At 50.1% G+C, this 16,741-nt stretch carries 11 protein-coding genes; 2 read left to right on the forward strand and 9 right to left on the reverse strand.

Going from position 1 to position 16,741, the window contains the following annotated elements; genetic code table 11:
* Window positions 1-3: 3 nt before the first annotated feature.
* On the forward strand, window positions 4-4,602 hold the full coding sequence (locus tag ACOQPU_RS00190) for a DNA translocase FtsK (protein ID WP_420640464.1): 4,599 nt from the start codon (window positions 4-6) through the stop codon (window positions 4,600-4,602).
* Window positions 4,603-4,606: 4 nt separating this feature from the next.
* Complete coding sequence (locus tag ACOQPU_RS00195) at window positions 4,607-6,211, forward strand: ATP-dependent nuclease (RefSeq protein WP_420640465.1); 1,605 nt, start codon at window positions 4,607-4,609, stop codon at window positions 6,209-6,211.
* A 35-nt stretch (window positions 6,212-6,246) separates the two neighbouring features.
* On the opposite strand, the gene ACOQPU_RS00200 is transcribed toward ACOQPU_RS00195, so the two are convergent.
* The 9 genes from ACOQPU_RS00200 to ACOQPU_RS00240 form a co-directional block, all read right to left on the reverse strand.
* Window positions 6,247-8,622, reverse strand: coding sequence for a hypothetical protein (locus ACOQPU_RS00200; protein ID WP_420640466.1), 2,376 nt, complete (start codon window positions 8,620-8,622; stop codon window positions 6,247-6,249).
* Complete coding sequence (locus ACOQPU_RS00205; protein WP_420640467.1) at window positions 8,622-9,311, reverse strand: DUF4417 domain-containing protein; 690 nt, start codon at window positions 9,309-9,311, stop codon at window positions 8,622-8,624. The genes ACOQPU_RS00200 and ACOQPU_RS00205 overlap by 1 nt, the downstream gene beginning before the upstream one ends.
* Complete coding sequence (locus tag ACOQPU_RS00210) at window positions 9,311-11,290, reverse strand: type IV secretory system conjugative DNA transfer family protein (RefSeq protein ID WP_420640468.1); 1,980 nt, start codon at window positions 11,288-11,290, stop codon at window positions 9,311-9,313. The genes ACOQPU_RS00205 and ACOQPU_RS00210 overlap by 1 nt, the downstream gene beginning before the upstream one ends.
* Window positions 11,287-11,883, reverse strand: coding sequence for a hypothetical protein (locus ACOQPU_RS00215; protein WP_420640469.1), 597 nt, complete (start codon window positions 11,881-11,883; stop codon window positions 11,287-11,289). The genes ACOQPU_RS00210 and ACOQPU_RS00215 overlap by 4 nt, the downstream gene beginning before the upstream one ends.
* The gene (locus ACOQPU_RS00220; RefSeq protein ID WP_420640470.1) at window positions 11,876-12,415 is read right to left on the reverse strand and encodes a hypothetical protein; all 540 of its coding nucleotides are present in this window, start codon (window positions 12,413-12,415) and stop codon (window positions 11,876-11,878) included. The genes ACOQPU_RS00215 and ACOQPU_RS00220 overlap by 8 nt, the downstream gene beginning before the upstream one ends.
* 447 nt (window positions 12,416-12,862) lie before the next feature.
* Window positions 12,863-13,420: a hypothetical protein gene (locus ACOQPU_RS00225; RefSeq protein WP_420640471.1), complete on the reverse strand. Its 558-nt coding sequence runs from the start codon at window positions 13,418-13,420 to the stop codon at window positions 12,863-12,865.
* A 10-nt stretch (window positions 13,421-13,430) separates the two neighbouring features.
* Complete coding sequence (locus ACOQPU_RS00230) at window positions 13,431-15,371, reverse strand: hypothetical protein (RefSeq protein WP_420640472.1); 1,941 nt, start codon at window positions 15,369-15,371, stop codon at window positions 13,431-13,433.
* Between the two features lie 562 nt (window positions 15,372-15,933).
* Complete coding sequence (locus ACOQPU_RS00235) at window positions 15,934-16,134, reverse strand: hypothetical protein (protein WP_420640473.1); 201 nt, start codon at window positions 16,132-16,134, stop codon at window positions 15,934-15,936.
* Window positions 16,135-16,147: 13 nt separating this feature from the next.
* Window positions 16,148-16,576, reverse strand: a complete 429-nt coding sequence (locus ACOQPU_RS00240) for a single-stranded DNA-binding protein (RefSeq protein ID WP_420640474.1) — start codon at window positions 16,574-16,576, stop codon at window positions 16,148-16,150.
* Window positions 16,577-16,741: the final 165 nt, after the last annotated feature.

The raw sequence follows: 16,741 nt of genomic DNA on the forward strand, positions 1-16,741 counted from the left end.
GCAATGAACCCAAATCGCAATGAACTAATAGCAGAAATGCTTGGCAACCACTTACCACAGTGTCGACTTGGAATAATTATCAAAGATATAAACACAATATCACCATCTGAAATTGCATCCCTGGTTGCCACAAAATCAGGGGGGCCTCTATATGTTGCCGCTATTGGTGATTACCCTTCTTCACCTCAAACCGAGTCAATTATTTCATCAAACAACATCGAAAGTGCAGTAGCCTGGCGAAACGATCCCGAACTGGCTGGAAAGATTGTTGTTTTCCTCCAGGGAGAAGTTCACAAATCACATTCTTTAAGTGATTTTGATATCCTAACTGCTCGCGATTTAACCAAATTCATACTAGGCAAAGCCCAAGTAAATCTGGCAGACAATGAACCACAAGTCAAGTTCTGGAAAGCACTGCAAGATGAGGCTGCCACATTCCCACTTTCAATGATTGAAGATTTCGTCCAGGCAGTAGAACAAGATAGAAACAACACAAGCGCTATTGCAAATAATATGTGGAAACTTGGACTCCTCTGTGACAGTGCCTTGCTAGATAAAAATCAGAACAGTAAGGAACGCCTTCGTCGAAACAGAGAACTTATCGAAGCAATGGGGCAACTATCTGAACAAAGCAGGCGAAGGATCGGAAATGTTCTAACCAAAGCTGAAGGGGCGGATGCGAAACGCTTAAGTGAGGCATTCACATTACTCAAGCAATTTTACTTCCGAGGGAATCGCAAAGTATTACAAAATTTGGACTTTGCTACGGTAGAACAACTACTCGCTGCAGGAAGACCTTTACCTCGTTCACGGAAAAAAACGCCTTCTACCAAATCAATCGAAAACAACGGGGAATACGAAGTTGATGAACTAGAAAAGCCCCTCCGAGGCCAAGCCCTGCACAAAGCAATAGCTCATTGTGTAGTGAGTCAAGATCCTGAATCTCAAGAAGGTCTACAGGAATTGGGAGAGTTTCTAAAACGGCGCTTACAAAACCCCAAAGAAACTGAAGATGAAACATTAATATCAAAAGGATTTGGAGATCAATACTTGCAGCCTGACTTAGGGGCTGATAGTCTGAGAAAATTCATCGGCTTTGTTTGCACGGGTAGCAATTGGGGTGGAATACTGCACACTCCACGAAAGGGACTAAAGGAAGCCATATCAGAAGCAACGCCAGAAGACATTCAAACCTATAATCCGGATGATCCCGCACAAGGGGAAGCAGGACACTGCCTGTTTTCACTACTTCGAGCCTTCGACAATTATATTCCAAATGAGATCTCGTTTTCTCAAGCAATCAATCAGCTCATTGAAACCAGGGTTTTTCTGCTACAGCATCTAGATTTATTACTAAATTATCCTTTTGTACTGTTTGGAGGATATCCCGAGGCAAGGCAATCTCTGTATGATTATTTAGATGCTTACAGCGAGTTACTGCGCTTGTATAAAGATCATGAAGCAACATTACACCAAGTAGACGCTAGAGCAACGGCCTTCATAGCAACGGAGCTACTTCGATTAGACACAGTCTACATTAAAGATCCTGACGAATGGAAGGCTATGCTCACACCGTTACATCCTCTGCATCTTTGGCGCTATCGTGAGGTATTACATGCAGTTCATGCGGGCCATCGCCTCCTCACACAGGAAGAGCAAACACAACTAGCCGAAGCTCTGCCTAAGATGCCCCACCTTTTACACTACTTGGTGCTTAGCCCTAATGTATCAGAAGGACAAACAATTCTTCCGCAAGCGGGTCACCTGGAAACGTTGCCCACCTATGAAAATCATACTAATCGCTATTTAGGAGACGATGGCGTTGAATTTATAAAAGTTTTACTACGCCAATGGCTAGAATTCGCACCCTATAGCATCCCACAAGTACGATTATCACTTGTAGATGTACCAAGCCTAACGTCTATACTACGATTATCGACTGAATTCTTAAAAGCAAATCGATCCACACAGTTAGTCATACACAGCTATACGACCCGTGATCAGAACCAACTTGGCGAACTTGTTCAACTGGATTTCGATAATCGCGATCACGATCTGGCCGAGTTAATGAGGACTAACCGTCTTACAATCAACCTTTTTAGAGAAAAAACAATTGAAGCGGTGATAACTTCTCTACAATCACAACCAGCCCACATTACATACATCTTTGATCAATCACAATATCAGGTAGATTTTGGGCCACGTGCACGTCATTTATTTGTTAGCCCTCTCGTCATAACCTATGAATATGAATACAACAGCATATATAATCGAGGCACAATTGCACCATCATCAGAAGCAGAAGATGGTGTATTTGCGCACTATCACTTTTTGATTGAACGAGCCGCAAGCTTACCCGCCGGGCGTCAAATAAGAATGCAGTTTGATCCAGGTGCAGATCTCTCAGCTATAAACAACCTTCTCAATACAGAAGCAACTAGATGGTTGGCTGTTGCAGATCGCGTGCTAACGGCTTACGCTCCTGAAAACGGTGTACCTTTAGGGGAGAAAAAGGATCATCGACGCGAAGTAGCAGTATGGGCGAAGGTCTCCAATCAGTCAATCAGGCGTTTCACCGACTTATTGCGTCGCTATAACCTGAAACCAGAAGAGTCTACAGTCATCAATCTGTTACGCAATCTTGGGCACATAGCAGCTGAAAGCATCCTATCAATCTCGATGATCGGAGGAGACACCGCCGCTCGTGAGGCACAGAGGAAAGGCTTGTTAGGTAAATTACTAGCCGCGAAGTGGTATATAACGCATTATCCAGGTTCCTTGATAGCATCATTAGACTCTAATCTTGCCCAACTATGGCTTCAAGCCAGACCAAACAGCAATGAACGTGCTGATTTAATAGGCATGAGGATTCAAAACGATCAAATCATAGTAGAACCCATTGAGGTAAAAGCTCTCGAAGATATTTCAAAGGCAAGCCTTGAACAAGACACAATATCGGGGCAAAAGCAACTAGTCGGTCATGCAGTAGATCAAATACAAGCAATTCTGGAAATTCTAAGGCCTATTTTTGGATCAGCGGATGAACAACCACTTTTCACGCCTGCACGTCGTGAGGTCTTAAAATATCAATTATACCGAGAATGTTTTCGAGAAATTCATGACCCACAATGGCAAAACGACTGGTACCAAAACTTGAAAAATGCATTCGCGCAGCCAAGGTCACTTAAGCCTGTTGTTTGTCAGGGGATGGTCATCCACATTCAACTAGAAGAAAACGTGGGTGAAACGATAAAAGAATATAAAGAGCAGTCTATCACTTTTGTAAAGCTAGGTACTAAAGCTATTCAAGACCTGGTTGCTCAACAGCCTGCATTTAACGAGAGAGAAAAGATTTCTTCTACGCAAGATCCATTCCCTATTGTTTCACATGACTCTGCGATGCCCGATATAGTTCAACCAACACTATCTGATGACATCAGTGAGTCAATCTCGTCAAGCGCATCGCCCCCTCACTTTGATGCAATGCCCGAACCGAATACCATTACAACCGAAAGTTCAAAGGAAGTCGAAGAGCTAGCTACCCTGTTCCTTCGAGCTTGTCAATCATATCGCATTCAGATTGACAACTGCGATCCCGAACGTGCCGTAAGGGGGCCCAATGTCTGGCGTTTTTATGTGCGGCTAGCGAGAGAGCAAAAGCTCGATCCACTTCGAAACACTCTTGAAGACATTGGTCGGCAAATGCAAAGATCCGGATTGCTGATCAATACTATACCCAACTCAGACGAAGTTGCTCTAGACGTACCAAGACTTAATCGGGGTAAAGCAGAACTTCTTAGCATTCTTTCTCAGTTCAAGCCGGAAGACACCCTAGAAAGAATGAATATTCCAATCGGTGTTACACCCGAAGGACATCATATTATTCATGATTTGGGTCAAATGCCGCATTTATTGGTCGGAGGCACCACAGGTTCGGGAAAAACCATGTTCCTGTATAACATTATACTTGGCCTGCTTGAAACTCATCCAAATCCAGACACTCTCCGCATGATAATATCAACATCAAAGCCAGAGGATTTTAGTTTCTTTCAAGGCTTACCTCATTTGGAAAACGCGCGTGTCGTTGCAGATGCGGCAGAAGCCGTTCAATTATTACAGACGCAGATAAATCAAATATTCAATGAGCGCCAAGAGATGCTGACACGCGCTCATTGCCGTGATATCGGTGAGTTCAACAAACAAAACAAATCCCAGCTGCCACCGTGGGTCATCATTGTCGACGAGTTTGCTGACCTTGCTGATCAGTTAATGGGTGACAGAGCGGGCAAGCACGCCTTTTACACACTCTTGCGCCGTGTAGCACAGCTTGGTCGTAGTCGTGGCGTCCATTTAATCCTGTGCACACAAAGACCGTCAGCTGATTTAGTTCCAACAAATATTCGCAACTTAATGAACTACAGAGTTGCCTTGAGGGTTAATGATGGTGCGGCATCTCGAATGATCCTTGATGAAGCAGGTGCAGAACAGCTGCAAATGCATGGCGATTTATTATTCAAGGACCAAGCTAACCTTACCCGGGCGCAGGGATATTTTGTGTCGAGCAAAGAACTTAGAATACGTCTAAGTAAGTTTATGTCCTAATAACATGGAAGAAATTGATAAGCGGAACTTTAGATGGTTTCAAAATGATCATACCAAGGCCAATTTAATTTCAATTAAAATTGCGCCTGGAGAACTCCGAGGGTTACGCGGTACAAATGAGCAGCCCTTTCAAGTAGATTTCCTATACCCGATAACAGCTATTGCAGGGAGAAACGGCACAGGGAAAACCACTTTATTAGCACTGGCCTCATGCGCATATCACAATAACGATTCAGGATTTGTTCCCTTTGGAAGGAAAAAAACTTATTACACTTTTTCAGATTTTTTTATTCAATCAAGCGAAGAAGTCCCCCCGGAAGGTATATCTATACTTTACCAGTATAGATATAACCGCTGGCGCAAAACCAATGAAAAGCCAGATGGGGTTGGCGATGGTTGGTTACTGCAGAGAAAAAAACAAGGCGGGAAATGGACAGATTATAGTAAACGTATTCCTCGGAATGTAGTTTACATGGGTATAGAACGGGTCCTGCCAGATGCAGAAAAAAGTACAGCTAGAAACTACAGCAAAATTTTCTCCGCAACATCACTATTTGGTTGGGAAGATGAGGTTCGGCAAATCGTCAGTCGCATTCTCAATCGAGATTATGATGATTTTCAGTATGGATATACAAACAATCAGAAATATCGTTTGCCTATCGTCAGGAGCAAAGGTCTCACCTACTCTGGGTTCAACATGGGGGCAGGGGAAAGCGCTCTTTTCGACATTTTCTCAACAATCTTCGACTGCACACAAAATATCCGAGAGAATCGAGGAATTCTAATTTTATTGGATGAGATAGAATTGGGACTTCACGAAGAAGCACAGCGGCGTCTTATTTACGAATTGAAACGAATTTGTGCTGAAAAACAAATTCAGGTCATCTGTACAACACATTCAGCAGCAATATTTGATTGTCTTCCGCCAGAAGCATGTGTGTTTCTTGAACGGTTTGGTAATTACACAAAAGTTTTATATGGCGTTTCTTCCACATATGCTACTGGCAAGCTGTCTGGAAGATCTTTGGCAGAGTTAGACATCTTTGTAGAGGATGAGGTCGCCCAAGCTATTCTAGAAAGCACTCTTTCCAATGATCTTCGGTCACGTATCAACATTCTGCCCATTGGTTCTGCAGGAGCAATCATACAGCAAATGGCTTCTCGTTACAGGGAAAGAAAAGCAAAAATCAGCTTGCCAGCTTGTGCTATCCTTGATGGTGATCAGGCCAATTTGGAAGGCAAGCACCTTAATACCTTAAACAAGCGCCTTGAAAGCCCCAATGATGAGACCAAAAAAACGGTTAATCAGTGGGCACAGAGTCACATAAGTTATCTACCTGGTTCTGAATGGCCTGAAAAGTGGATTCTTACCCAAGACAAATATGTTTTTAACCTGCTCAGTGATGAGTTCGGTGTAAGCGATCAAGAGCTAAACCAGTTTATTGATGAAGCTCTTTTAGCAGGGAAACATAATGAGTTTTGGACGCTAAGTCGAAAACTTAATCGGGAATTAGCTTATGTTCGTGCTCGCTTCTGCAAACAGGCGATGGAGGCAAACCCTTCCGAAAGGCATCGCCTCCAACAGTTTATTGCCCAATTTCTCACATAATATAGAGCTTCTCTTTTCATTATTATAGAGTTAACCTATGGTTTGTTTCTCATTTCAGCAGGAAAGATGACTAATCCCTCTTTTGTAACTACTATATCGTCCAACAACTTTATTTTTCGTAATGTTTGTATCGTCTGCCGAGCAAGACTAGGTTGAACTTCTTCTAACTCACGTTTACTATCCGCCAACCAAACGGCCGTATCCATCCCACCATCCTCCTTCCCATACACACTAGCCAACGCACCCAATAAAATTGCCCAGCGCCGCTCAGGCGGAAAGGGCGCCAGATAATCCTCTGCTGCGGCTTTGGCTCGTTCTAACACGCCAGTATGGTGGCCTCCTTCGGCCTTGCTCAGGGCATGCTTGCCCATGCGTAAAGCAGCCGCGTACGCTTTGTTCAAGCCCGCGCCCAGCTGCACGGCCTCCGGATCGGCCAGCGCCGCATCCAGCACGGCCTGCGGCGGCCGCGCCTGGCTAACGAGTTCATCGCGCTCAGCCTGCATCGCCTGGATGTGGCTCTTCACCCCGGCTTCCAGTCTGTCCAACCAATGCCCTTCTTCTCCAGCCAGATTGCTGGTACGGGGTGGGGGAGGGCGATTTTCCTTGTCGGACCAATCCACGCTCAGCCGCTGATGCAGCAGCGCCGGAATGGGAATTTTGCTTTCCAGAATCTCGCGTGAGTTCGCATAGTTCCACGACACAACCTGGCTCAAGTCTGCGCCCGTTTTCACGGCACTGTCAATAATATCTTCCAATGGGGCAGGGGGATTGGCTGGCAAACGGCCGTACAGTGCCTTGTTGAGCATCAGGGAATTGCAGTACATGCCCAGGGCGCCCTGGTTAGCAATCGCCTGGGCAACGGCCGTTTCCACCACGTCTACACTGTAAACCTCGCCTGCGCCCAAATTGCCGGCAGAATCTGGGTCTACCAATCCCAGATACGCTGTTTCGACAAAATCCACGCGCGACGGCAGCTTGCGGCTGTCGGCAGTCGGGTAAACGGCCGTTTCCCGCTCACTTGCATCATTCACATTCGTCGTCCAGGGCAGCGTATGGGAATCGGCCGTCGGCTTGAGAATCACATATTCCCCCACCTGGTTAGGGCTGCGCCAGGCCAGCACCTTACGCTCCCCATCATGGTCAGTGAACGGATGCAGCCATAAGGCGTCGTCGTTGTCGGCCCCACCCAAAATCCCAGCAATGCCCTCCCCCTTGGGAGAATCCGGCAGCGCCAGCCAGTCGTCGTCATTGACCCAGGCGGTGCCGCGCTTGTCGTCTATGTGAATGTGGCCTCTGGGCACGTCCAGCTCTTTGATGCCTGCCCGCCGGCCCACGGCCGCCGGCATGACGTAATGACGGCCGCCGGGAATAGGCAGCCGCATTTTCGCCAGCGTGGAATGGTTCAACCGCTTCAAGTGTTGGCTCATCAGGCTCTTGACGTGGCTGCGGAACCACATCGGGTGGCCGCCGCTGGCAAAATATTCCCGCAGCGGCCACGCCTGCACCTCGTCGAGTGTAGTGTGGCGATCGATGCGGCCCATTGCTTCGGCCACCTGCCCGGTTTCTACAGCTTCGACAAACAAGTTGCCTTCATCTTTTAGCCAATCCAACAGTTTATCTTCCTGAAAGAACGGATGGAGATTGATGAGGCTCTGAATGTCCAGACGCATGTCGTTGTGGCCGTGAACGAAGCTGAGGCCGACAAAGGTACGGCCGTTTTCCAGCCGTACCTCTTTCTTAGTATCTTCAGGCAGGAGAAAATCGACGGAACGGCCGTTTTCATCCCGCAAATCATCGGCCACGATGGCATGTCCCTTGTCCTGCCCTTTTGGCGTCATCACGGTGAACTCTACCCGCTGTGCATAGCGCAGCTCCGTTTCCAACCGCTCCCGTTTGGCCGGGGTCAGTTCATCAGATAGCATCATCTTCTTCAACATCTTGCGAGAAATCAGCCCCGCGCCATCCCATACTTTGGCTTCCGCCGGAGATTGCGCCATGTAAGCAACGCGCACATCCTCAGGCGCAAAGAAGCCGCTGACAAAATGGGGGCGCATAAGGCGCGAGATGCGCTTGGACAGGACAAAACCGCCCTTGTGCATATCCAACGGCAACCCGGTCGCCTCCAGAAACTGCTCTGTCGTCATCCCGTCCACATACAGGTCGCTGACCTGGCTGCCATTAACCCAGCGCAGGGTAGGGGCATCCAGCCCAAATGTATGCGCGGCATGGGGCGCGGCCGTTTCGTCCACCGGCCGGGTGAGAATACGCCAGGCACGCTGGGTCTGCTCCAGGAAGGGGAACGTCGCGCCGCCGCGAGCATCATTGAAACTGGTGATGGTGTATGGCAGGTCGGCCAGGATTGTCTCCGGCAAAATGGCCGTCCCGCCGCTGGCTGCACCGCGTCCACCCACTACCCACCTCCTTCGCGACGCTGATCCCGACGCGCCGCGCGGATGTTGGTCCAGCGGGTGGGATAGGTGACAACTTCCGCCAGTTCGTGACAGGCTGCGGGCAAACGGCCGTAACTCAACACCACCAGCGGTTCCAGCCGCCGCACCATTTCCACAAACCCATCTACAAACAGCCGGTACTCCAGCGGCGCATCCAGATTAACGCCCACGGCCGACACGGCTACCACGCTGCGCCGGGGCACGCCCAGAAAGCAGAAGTCATAGGAAACGGCCGTACTCCAGCTCACCGTAGGAATAACGGTAAAACCCTCCTCCTGCCAGAAACGGCCGCACCAGCGGTTGCGGTAGACGTTCCACAGCTGCAGCGTCAGCGGCCAGTCGCGGTAAAGGGAGAAGTCCGGTGTCAGCAGCATGCGGTAAGGGGCCAACGCTGCCAATGCCTTGTAAGGCCGGTTCCATACCGTCTCGAAGCGATAATCGTGCAAAAAGAAATGCACGCAGCCGTCATCCAGGGGTTCATTGGCTCGGATGCGCTGCCGGTAGGGGACCAGCCAGCCGGGCACCTGATGCACAGGTGTGTGGCTTAACGCGGGAATGCCATACGCATTATCTGCCCGGAAGCGGTATCCGGCGTGCAGGGCGTCGAAATTGCCCGGTTTGCTTTGCCAGCGATGCGAGGTACGGGTCATCAAATCGCGTCCTTGGCGGTGCTGCCGGTATTCGCGTCAGCGTCAGGGCTGCCGTCTTTGGCAGACGCCCGTGTTTCCGCCGCGTCGTCCTGATCATCTGGTGCCGGCATTTCCACCGGGGTAGGGGGCTGTACGCTGATCGGCGACGCTGCTGCCGCCGCCGGTGGTTCAGGCGTCTCCAACCAACGGGTATACACGCGCTCCCCGTACCGCGGCCGGGGCAGGCGCAAAAGAGAGGCTGGCGGCAGCTTGTCAAAGAGCGGAATCGGGTTCAGCCGCTGCCCCAAAAAGACCAGCCGCTGCGCGCCAGCGAGGGTGGAGACCATCACCTGCTCTTTGGGCAGGGCCATGACCTGGCTGGGCAGCAGCTCCGGCCGCTCCTGCCAGGACCAGGACGCGCCCTGGTTGCTGTTGGTCTGCAAATTGGCCCGGCCCTCTTTGTCTTTGTGCTGGCGCGAACCGCGTGACGAAGAATGCACCGGGTTGGCGCGTAACGTCATCCCGTACAACCGGGACATCGTTTCGGCCGTTTCGTACTCGGTAGGCGGATACCAGACCTGGTGGGCGCAGTTGGAAAGAATGGCGCTGGTGCCATCCAGCCCGTACAGTTCCTTTAGCTGGGCGATGGACTGCACGTACAGCAGGAGCGTGATGCCATAGCCACCGCAGGTGGCCAGGTAGTCGGCGATGTTCTTCAGGCCCACGGCCGGCAGCTCGTCAATAGCCACCAGCAGGCGCTCCTTCGTGCTCTGTCGCATTTGATGGCGCAGCATGGCGGCGATCATGGCGGCGACCACGCCGCCGACGCCTTTCAAATCTTGCAGGGAGTAGGTGATGTAGATGGTGCCGTTCTGCCGCGCCCAGTTGGGATCAATGACCAGATGGCTGCCCGCTTCCGGCGGGGCGATGGTATCAATATGTTTCTGGTAGGTGGCCAGCCGGGTAGTGAAGTTGCCAAAGGCAGAGGTCACAAACCGGTCGTCCCGGTACGCTTCCGGCTTGGCGCCGTTGGTGAAAACGCGCACGTGGCGCTTGGCGGCGGGAACAGTCTCCAGCCCGGCCAGCGCCTCGATGGCGTCGCTCTCGGCCAGGTCCAGCAGCACGCGGATGGGGTCCAGTTCTTTCGCCTGGGCGTACAAGCCGGCGGCGGTGAAGAGGGACATCGCTTTTTCGGCAAAGATCGTTTCCCGGCTCTCCCACGGCCGCATCAGGTGGGTATGCAGTTCGGCAATGTCATCCCGATCCAGCAGTTGGCGGTAGGTGGCGGCCAGGTTCATCTGGTGACCGGGCAGGCAGTAAATGGGACCAAACTGGCTGCGCCAGGCGGCCGTACGCGCCATCTGCTCCCCCTTCGGGTCCACGACCAGTGCCGGGCCGGGCCAGGTGAGCAGGGTATCGGTTAAATGAAGTCCCTTTCCCGAGCGGGTGGGCCCCGAGACCAGCACATGGCCCTCACCAGTGGCGTAATCCAGACCGACTTTGATTTCTTTTTTCTTGTCATCGGTGATGGTGGCATAGGGCACGCCACGCTCGACAGCCAACTGCTGCGCGACTTCCTTTTCCTGCAAACGACCCTGGGAGCGGGCGAATTTGCCCAGCATCTTCTGCATGTTGAATAACGGGTTGGGTGCCTGGTCCAAAATGTAAATGAAGCCAAAGACAGCGCCGGGGAGGGCCAGGGCCAGGACGACCCAGAACAGGTTCGGCTCCTGGGCTGTTTCCTGGATCAGCCCCAGCCCTTTCAGCCCGCCCCAGAGGAAGCCGAAACCGCCCATCCCCACGGCCATCAACAGGCGGGCCAGGCCGGTCAGCCGGGCGATACCGGCCACGGCCGTGGGTGCGTAGGCCGCGCCGGCTAGCCAAAAGAGGCTGAATCCTAGCAGGAACAGCCGCCAGCGTTTCTTCGGGGCGGCGGGCATCTCCTGCCACCACTGCTTAAAGTACGTGCCGTTCTTAATTTCTCCCATTTCTAAATTCATAGGTCTATCTCCCATCCTCGATGCTGCGCCGGTTCCAGCGCCGCTTCGTCTTCCTGCACCGCAGCCAATGCGGGCGTCATTTCTGTTTCTAACTGTCGTTCCTGGTGGCGTTGGGCTTGCAGCTGCTCCAGTTCCGTCTGCATCTTTTGCTGCCACTCCTTGTAACGGCCGTTTGCCAGCTTCTCCCGGCGCAGCAAAATCACGTGGGCGTGCTGATTGTCGGTATCTTCATGGACCATCATGCGCCACTCGCGCATGTCGCTCAGCTCGCTGCCCTGCCGCAGGACGTGATTGAAATCCGCCGCGGTCAGGCCGCCGTAGCGGGTGGAGAGCAAAAGCTGGTAGGTGTGTTCATAGCCGTAGCGATGCACCTTCTCTTTGGCCCAGTGCAGGGTTTCCTTATGCGCGGCCGGGTTGCCGTTGTGGTCCAGCCAGAGACCGCGCGGTTTGGCTTCTTGATTCAAATGGTCTTCATAACGGCCGTAAGCAATATAGTTCATCAGCCCCTTCATCTGGGCATAAGCGGGCTTGCCTTTGGCCGATTTGTTGGCGATGCGTTCGCCGCGCACAATGGCCAGCAGTTGTTTAGCCATGCATCGCCTCCTCTTCATCGCCGGCGAACAGTGCCTGCACCCGCGACACCGACTTCTTCAGCCGTCGGATCGCGTCCTGCTCCACGTTGTGTGTGATGTCATCGTGGAAGGCGCGAATGCGGGTATGGGTCTGGTTACGGCCGTCGCGGGAAATGTTCATCATGGCTACGAAGTCGTCGGGGTTTTCGGCCGCCATTTCGCGGATGAGCTGCAGCATAATCCCCTCAGACATGGTGCGTGAGGCGGCCGCTTCGATGGCGATGTCGGACAGCAGGCGGGCGATGCGGTTGAAGGATAGGCGGATGCCCTGCAGCGTCGTGGCGCGCAGGGCGGGAATGGCGTAGGCACTGCGTTCATCATCCAGGCCCATCAGGGCCAGGGTTTCGATGGCAGCGCTGAAGTTGAGGCCGTTGGCTTTGGCCCACGCTTCAATCTTCTCGCGGCCGAATTCGGTCAGCATGATGTGCTTGGAGTACGTCTTGTCCGGCCGGCGCGTGCGGGCATCATCCGCTGGGGTAAATAGCTCAGCCATAGATCATCTCCTTGATATGGATTGCGGCCACCGGGATCGGTTGGCCTGCTTGATTAGGGAAACGAAAAAGGGGGACACCCAAACGCAAAAACCGGCGCAGACTATACACGGCCAACAGCCGCCCACGAGGGCAGACATATTGACCAGCGCCAGACCACGCCGGTTGCGTTGGGGTTATTGAAAAATGTTGGGGGTGTGTTTTTGCCGTTGTCAATGAATGCACTCCAGTGAGTGCATCCATGCGATTACGGGGCCATTCTACGCACAGCTGGCCGGTTTGTCAATGTATGTTGCGTTACTAACTGTACGTCCCTATGCTAACTGTACGTCTCTTGTTCTTTGTTTAATGTTGTTTTTTACAGGGCGGACGTACAGTTAGCAAATTATCATATCTAGCAACGCAAACCAGCCTTTAATTGTCTGCGGCGACTAGCCGGGCAAATATTGTTATGAACTACGTATCACTATAACTTCATTGAGGATTATTTCCCCCATAGTGAGGGTGATACAGGAAAGGCGCTCCAGGTTTTCCAGCGACTTAGCAATCCGTGCATCAGGTCGTTCTCTTTCCATCACCTCAACAAGTTGATCTACGGTCAAGATACCATCTTCCTTTTCAAGTTTATACAATGCTACAAGCACCTTTGCATCAAACTCGTCGATATCCACAGACGACAACTGCAATATTTTTTGCAAAAACCGGATTGCTACCAAGGCCAGCTTAATAGGGCTTTTTGTTGAAGAAGCCAGAGCCACACTGCTACTCACTGCCTCCAAAAGGAATTCACCTAATTTGAACTTCAGATTGGGTATTTTAATACTAGTTGCAACCGTAATATCACCCTCTTGATCAAGGGCAATCTTTATCTGTTGGATTGTCTCGGCATCTTGAGTTTCATTCACAACTGGTAATTCAACCAGATAATTCTGCATCAAGTTTACAGTATTTAGTTGACCAGCTTGTTGCATAACAGAAAGTAAGTTTTCTTGTAATTCACTTGTCATTGTTTCTTCCTTATAAATCAAGTTTAGCCTCTAATCGAGACTCTTTCTTTTCGACCTTGATCACATCGCGACCTGTAAAGTGCCGCCATCGGCGGTTGATTGTTTTTATAACTTTATTTGATGTATCGGCTTGTACACTTGATGTGGAGCATAACGTCCTTAGAAATTGCCGCTCTATCTTTGATACTGCAACTATTTTAGTTTTCTGCGCAGAAAAAGCATCCATATCTTTCCTTGAAGCAGCACAATTTGGATAAATGATTTTCCACATTTTCAACAAGACTTCGCGGCTAAACTTGTGATCCTGCGTTACGCTTGGGACACCCATTATTTGCGCGACTTGAATATGCTGCAGATATTCCCCGTGATGAAATAGCCGACCAATAGACTTTATCATTTCCAAGTCTTCTTCAGAAGTAATACTTCCAGGTTCAGCATCAGGCATCCAATGATAAGGCTCAACTCGCAAAAAATCCCCTCGAACCCACACACGACAACGTTCTCTTCCCATCAAAAGGTAAACGTCGTAATCTTGGACAATGAGTAGTTTCCCCTGCTTATAGTAGCCCCAAAGCGTATCAAAAAATCGTTCCCATTTAGCTTCCCTAAATGCCTCAAACAAAGGTCTGGGCATTCGTGGTCCATCATCTTGTGCAATTTCAAATTGTCCACTCACGGCTTCCTGAAGAATGGGGGCAAATTCATTAATTGGAATAGAATCCATCAAAGACATCGGAGTACCGTGGACCCCCATAGATGTAACCAGCACTAGTCCATTAGGCTGGGTTTGATAACCTAATATTGCACGATGGATATGCTTCATCTTAAAGATCAACATGATGTTTCTTAAGGTGTGGAATAAAAATCGCGCTGTTTCTAAAGCACTACTGATATGCTCTTTGAAGTATGTGTCGTTTTCATAACCGCTAAAAACTTGCTGTTGCATAAGTTGATCTGCATAAAAAGAGAGCTCGAAATCGAGTTTTTTCACAGAATCCACCTCTACCCAACGGGCAAACTCTCCTTTCCGAAGTAGGTGTGCAAAATCTAAAAGATCAGGATGAATCGGGGCATTGGAAAAATTACAGATGCAATCGACTAAAAGAGCACATCTGTGGGTGTCTACGCTCACCAAATCAATAATCCTTTGCTGAATAAAATCGGACACTTTTTGTTGATAATCGTGCCTGGATCTGACTTTGCACAGTTCGATCACTTTTCGATCTCGAAAAAAATATCCCTGTATAAAGATAAAAAACAACTCGGGATCATTGAGCCGAGAATCCTTAGCAGCTAGAATGCGTTGGATCTGCTTAACCATAAGATAACCCATAAAATATGGAGATGTCTCAGTCCTCGTGTTCTCTAGAAAAATCTGTAACAATCCGCTTTGGTATTTTGAGTCTCTTGCCTCAGTAATAAAAGCAGAGATGTCTTGAAGAGTCAGTACCCCATCTCCTCTAAATTGTTCTGTTTTCACGAGTTCTGCGGCAAAATGGAATACTTCTGAAGCAGCATCAAACTTGGTAGATAATGCAAAATCGAATTGAACAAAAAGCGCGATCCCCTCAAGTAGCCAACGATAACTATCAATTAGGTCAAAATAGTTAGCAATACAATCGCCATAGAATTCATAGAAAGTCTCCAAACTGATCAATCGACTCCAATTTTTATCTCCTTGTGCACGAGAGAATAGTTCAGGAAATTCGATATTTGCCTGTAGTTCCGAAAAGACAAGAGCTATTGGTCTTAGGGCTTGAAAATAAGCACACAACCACCCAAAGGGGCCTTTCAAAGCTAATTGATGCGTAAATTCATGAAGTACCACCGAAACATCTTCAGGTTTGACCTCATTCGTTTTGAATCCAAAATTTATAGGCATGAATGATAGGTACGAATAACCGTCTGCAAAATCCACGAAAGAAACGCCCGTTTGTGACCAAATCTGCATATTTATATACCTTGGCTTGTATAAAACTATCGGAAATCAGAAAAGTCTATAACGATTATAATGCGGCATCTGCATGGCCGAAAGAGATAATCGTTTTACAGGGTGGTGGGGGGCATGGTATGCAGGTGTATAGCGAGCTTGATCGCTACCAAGGTGAGGGTTTTTTGTTTTGTAAATTTAGGAAGGAAGTGAGTGTATAACCGTTCTCAACTACCATTTTTACGTCCAGCCAAATTTTACCGCCTTATGTTCTTAACCAGATGTGACAGTGATCAAAACCCCAAATGTACGCTTTCCCAGACGTAAAATTTCTGTAGTGCAAAAACACCCCGCAAAGTAGGGTGGGGGGTGGGCACGGTGCCTGATGGCAAAGCCATCAGATTGAAGTCCCTGGACTTCAATAGGGGCGGGTGGGTGGGTATCACCTTGCGCCAATCAGAGCATTTCAGATTCGCCGGAAGCTTTGCCAGAAAGCCCGTGCTGGCCCTCCAAGAGGCTTACATTTCACCCACAGTTATCATGGAAAGGAGGCCTCCCGCACACGGAAAGCCCCCTTCATTTGCTAATACAGTTCCCGTCCTTTGCCGTAATGCTGCCCGTTATATGAGCGGGTAACACGCCGTACATAGGGACTCCGGCGCGGGTAAAACAGGATGCCGACAATGAGTAAGCCACAAATGATGACAATCGCTTCCAACATAGACAAAGCCTCCAAAAAGAAAAAAGAGCAGTCACCCAATAGGGCAACTGCTCTTGCTGTCATGAATGATGCCGTTCTAGAACGGGATAGAATCGTCCTCATAAGCTGGTTCCGCCGCACCGTTGGTGTGGCCATTGGCCCCATTAGCGCCATTGCCGTTACCGCCCAGGAACTGCACCCGGTCGGCCACCACTTCAAACGAGGCGCCGATAGAGCCATCGTTGCGCGTCCACAGGCGCGGCCCGCCGGTAGCCGGGTCCGGGCGCAGCCGCCCTTCAATCAACACCTGGCGGCCTTTGCTCAGGTACTGGTTCGCGGCCTCAGCCTGGCGACCCCAGACCGACACGCGATACCAGGTCACTTCTTCCTGCTGCTCGCCGGTGGCGCGGTCGTTCCAGCGGCGGTTGCACGCCAGCGAAAAGTTGGTCACGGCTTGCCCGTCGGGCATGTAGCGCATTTCCGGGTCCTGACCCAAATTGCCAACAATTACGAGTTTCTGATACATGGTTTGTCTCCTTCAAAAGTGATAGGGTTGATAAAAAACTTCACTTCATCCGGCGCGATAGCGCCCAGCGCCAGCCCTACCAGCCCCTTTGTCGAGCGCATTCCCTTTGCCCCACCGGAAAAAGAAAAAGACGGTTACCAGCCCTGGCAGGCCGATAACCGTCTT

Source organism: Candidatus Leptofilum sp. (assembly GCF_965223285.1).
In the GTDB taxonomy this organism is placed as follows: Bacteria; Chloroflexota; Anaerolineae; order Promineifilales; family Promineifilaceae; genus Leptofilum.

What these genes read in the sequence shown, in the direction of transcription:
- ACOQPU_RS00215 (WP_420640469.1), bottom strand. Translation starts at nt 11,883, where the DNA reads ATGGCTAAACAACTGCTGGCCATTGTGCGCGGCGAACGCATCGCCAAC.
- ACOQPU_RS00230 (WP_420640472.1), bottom strand. Translation starts at nt 15,371, where the DNA reads ATGCAGATTTGGTCACAAACGGGCGTTTCTTTCGTGGATTTTGCAGAC.
- ACOQPU_RS00235 (WP_420640473.1), bottom strand. Translation starts at nt 16,134, where the DNA reads ATGACAGCAAGAGCAGTTGCCCTATTGGGTGACTGCTCTTTTTTCTTT.
- ACOQPU_RS00205 (WP_420640467.1), bottom strand. Translation starts at nt 9,311, where the DNA reads ATGACCCGTACCTCGCATCGCTGGCAAAGCAAACCGGGCAATTTCGAC.
- ACOQPU_RS00225 (WP_420640471.1), bottom strand. Translation starts at nt 13,420, where the DNA reads ATGACAAGTGAATTACAAGAAAACTTACTTTCTGTTATGCAACAAGCT.
- ACOQPU_RS00210 (WP_420640468.1), bottom strand. Translation starts at nt 11,290, where the DNA reads ATGAATTTAGAAATGGGAGAAATTAAGAACGGCACGTACTTTAAGCAG.
- ACOQPU_RS00220 (WP_420640470.1), bottom strand. Translation starts at nt 12,415, where the DNA reads ATGGCTGAGCTATTTACCCCAGCGGATGATGCCCGCACGCGCCGGCCG.
- ACOQPU_RS00190 (WP_420640464.1), top strand. Translation starts at nt 4, where the DNA reads ATGAACCCAAATCGCAATGAACTAATAGCAGAAATGCTTGGCAACCAC.
- ACOQPU_RS00240 (WP_420640474.1), bottom strand. Translation starts at nt 16,576, where the DNA reads ATGTATCAGAAACTCGTAATTGTTGGCAATTTGGGTCAGGACCCGGAA.
- ACOQPU_RS00195 (WP_420640465.1), top strand. Translation starts at nt 4,607, where the DNA reads ATGGAAGAAATTGATAAGCGGAACTTTAGATGGTTTCAAAATGATCAT.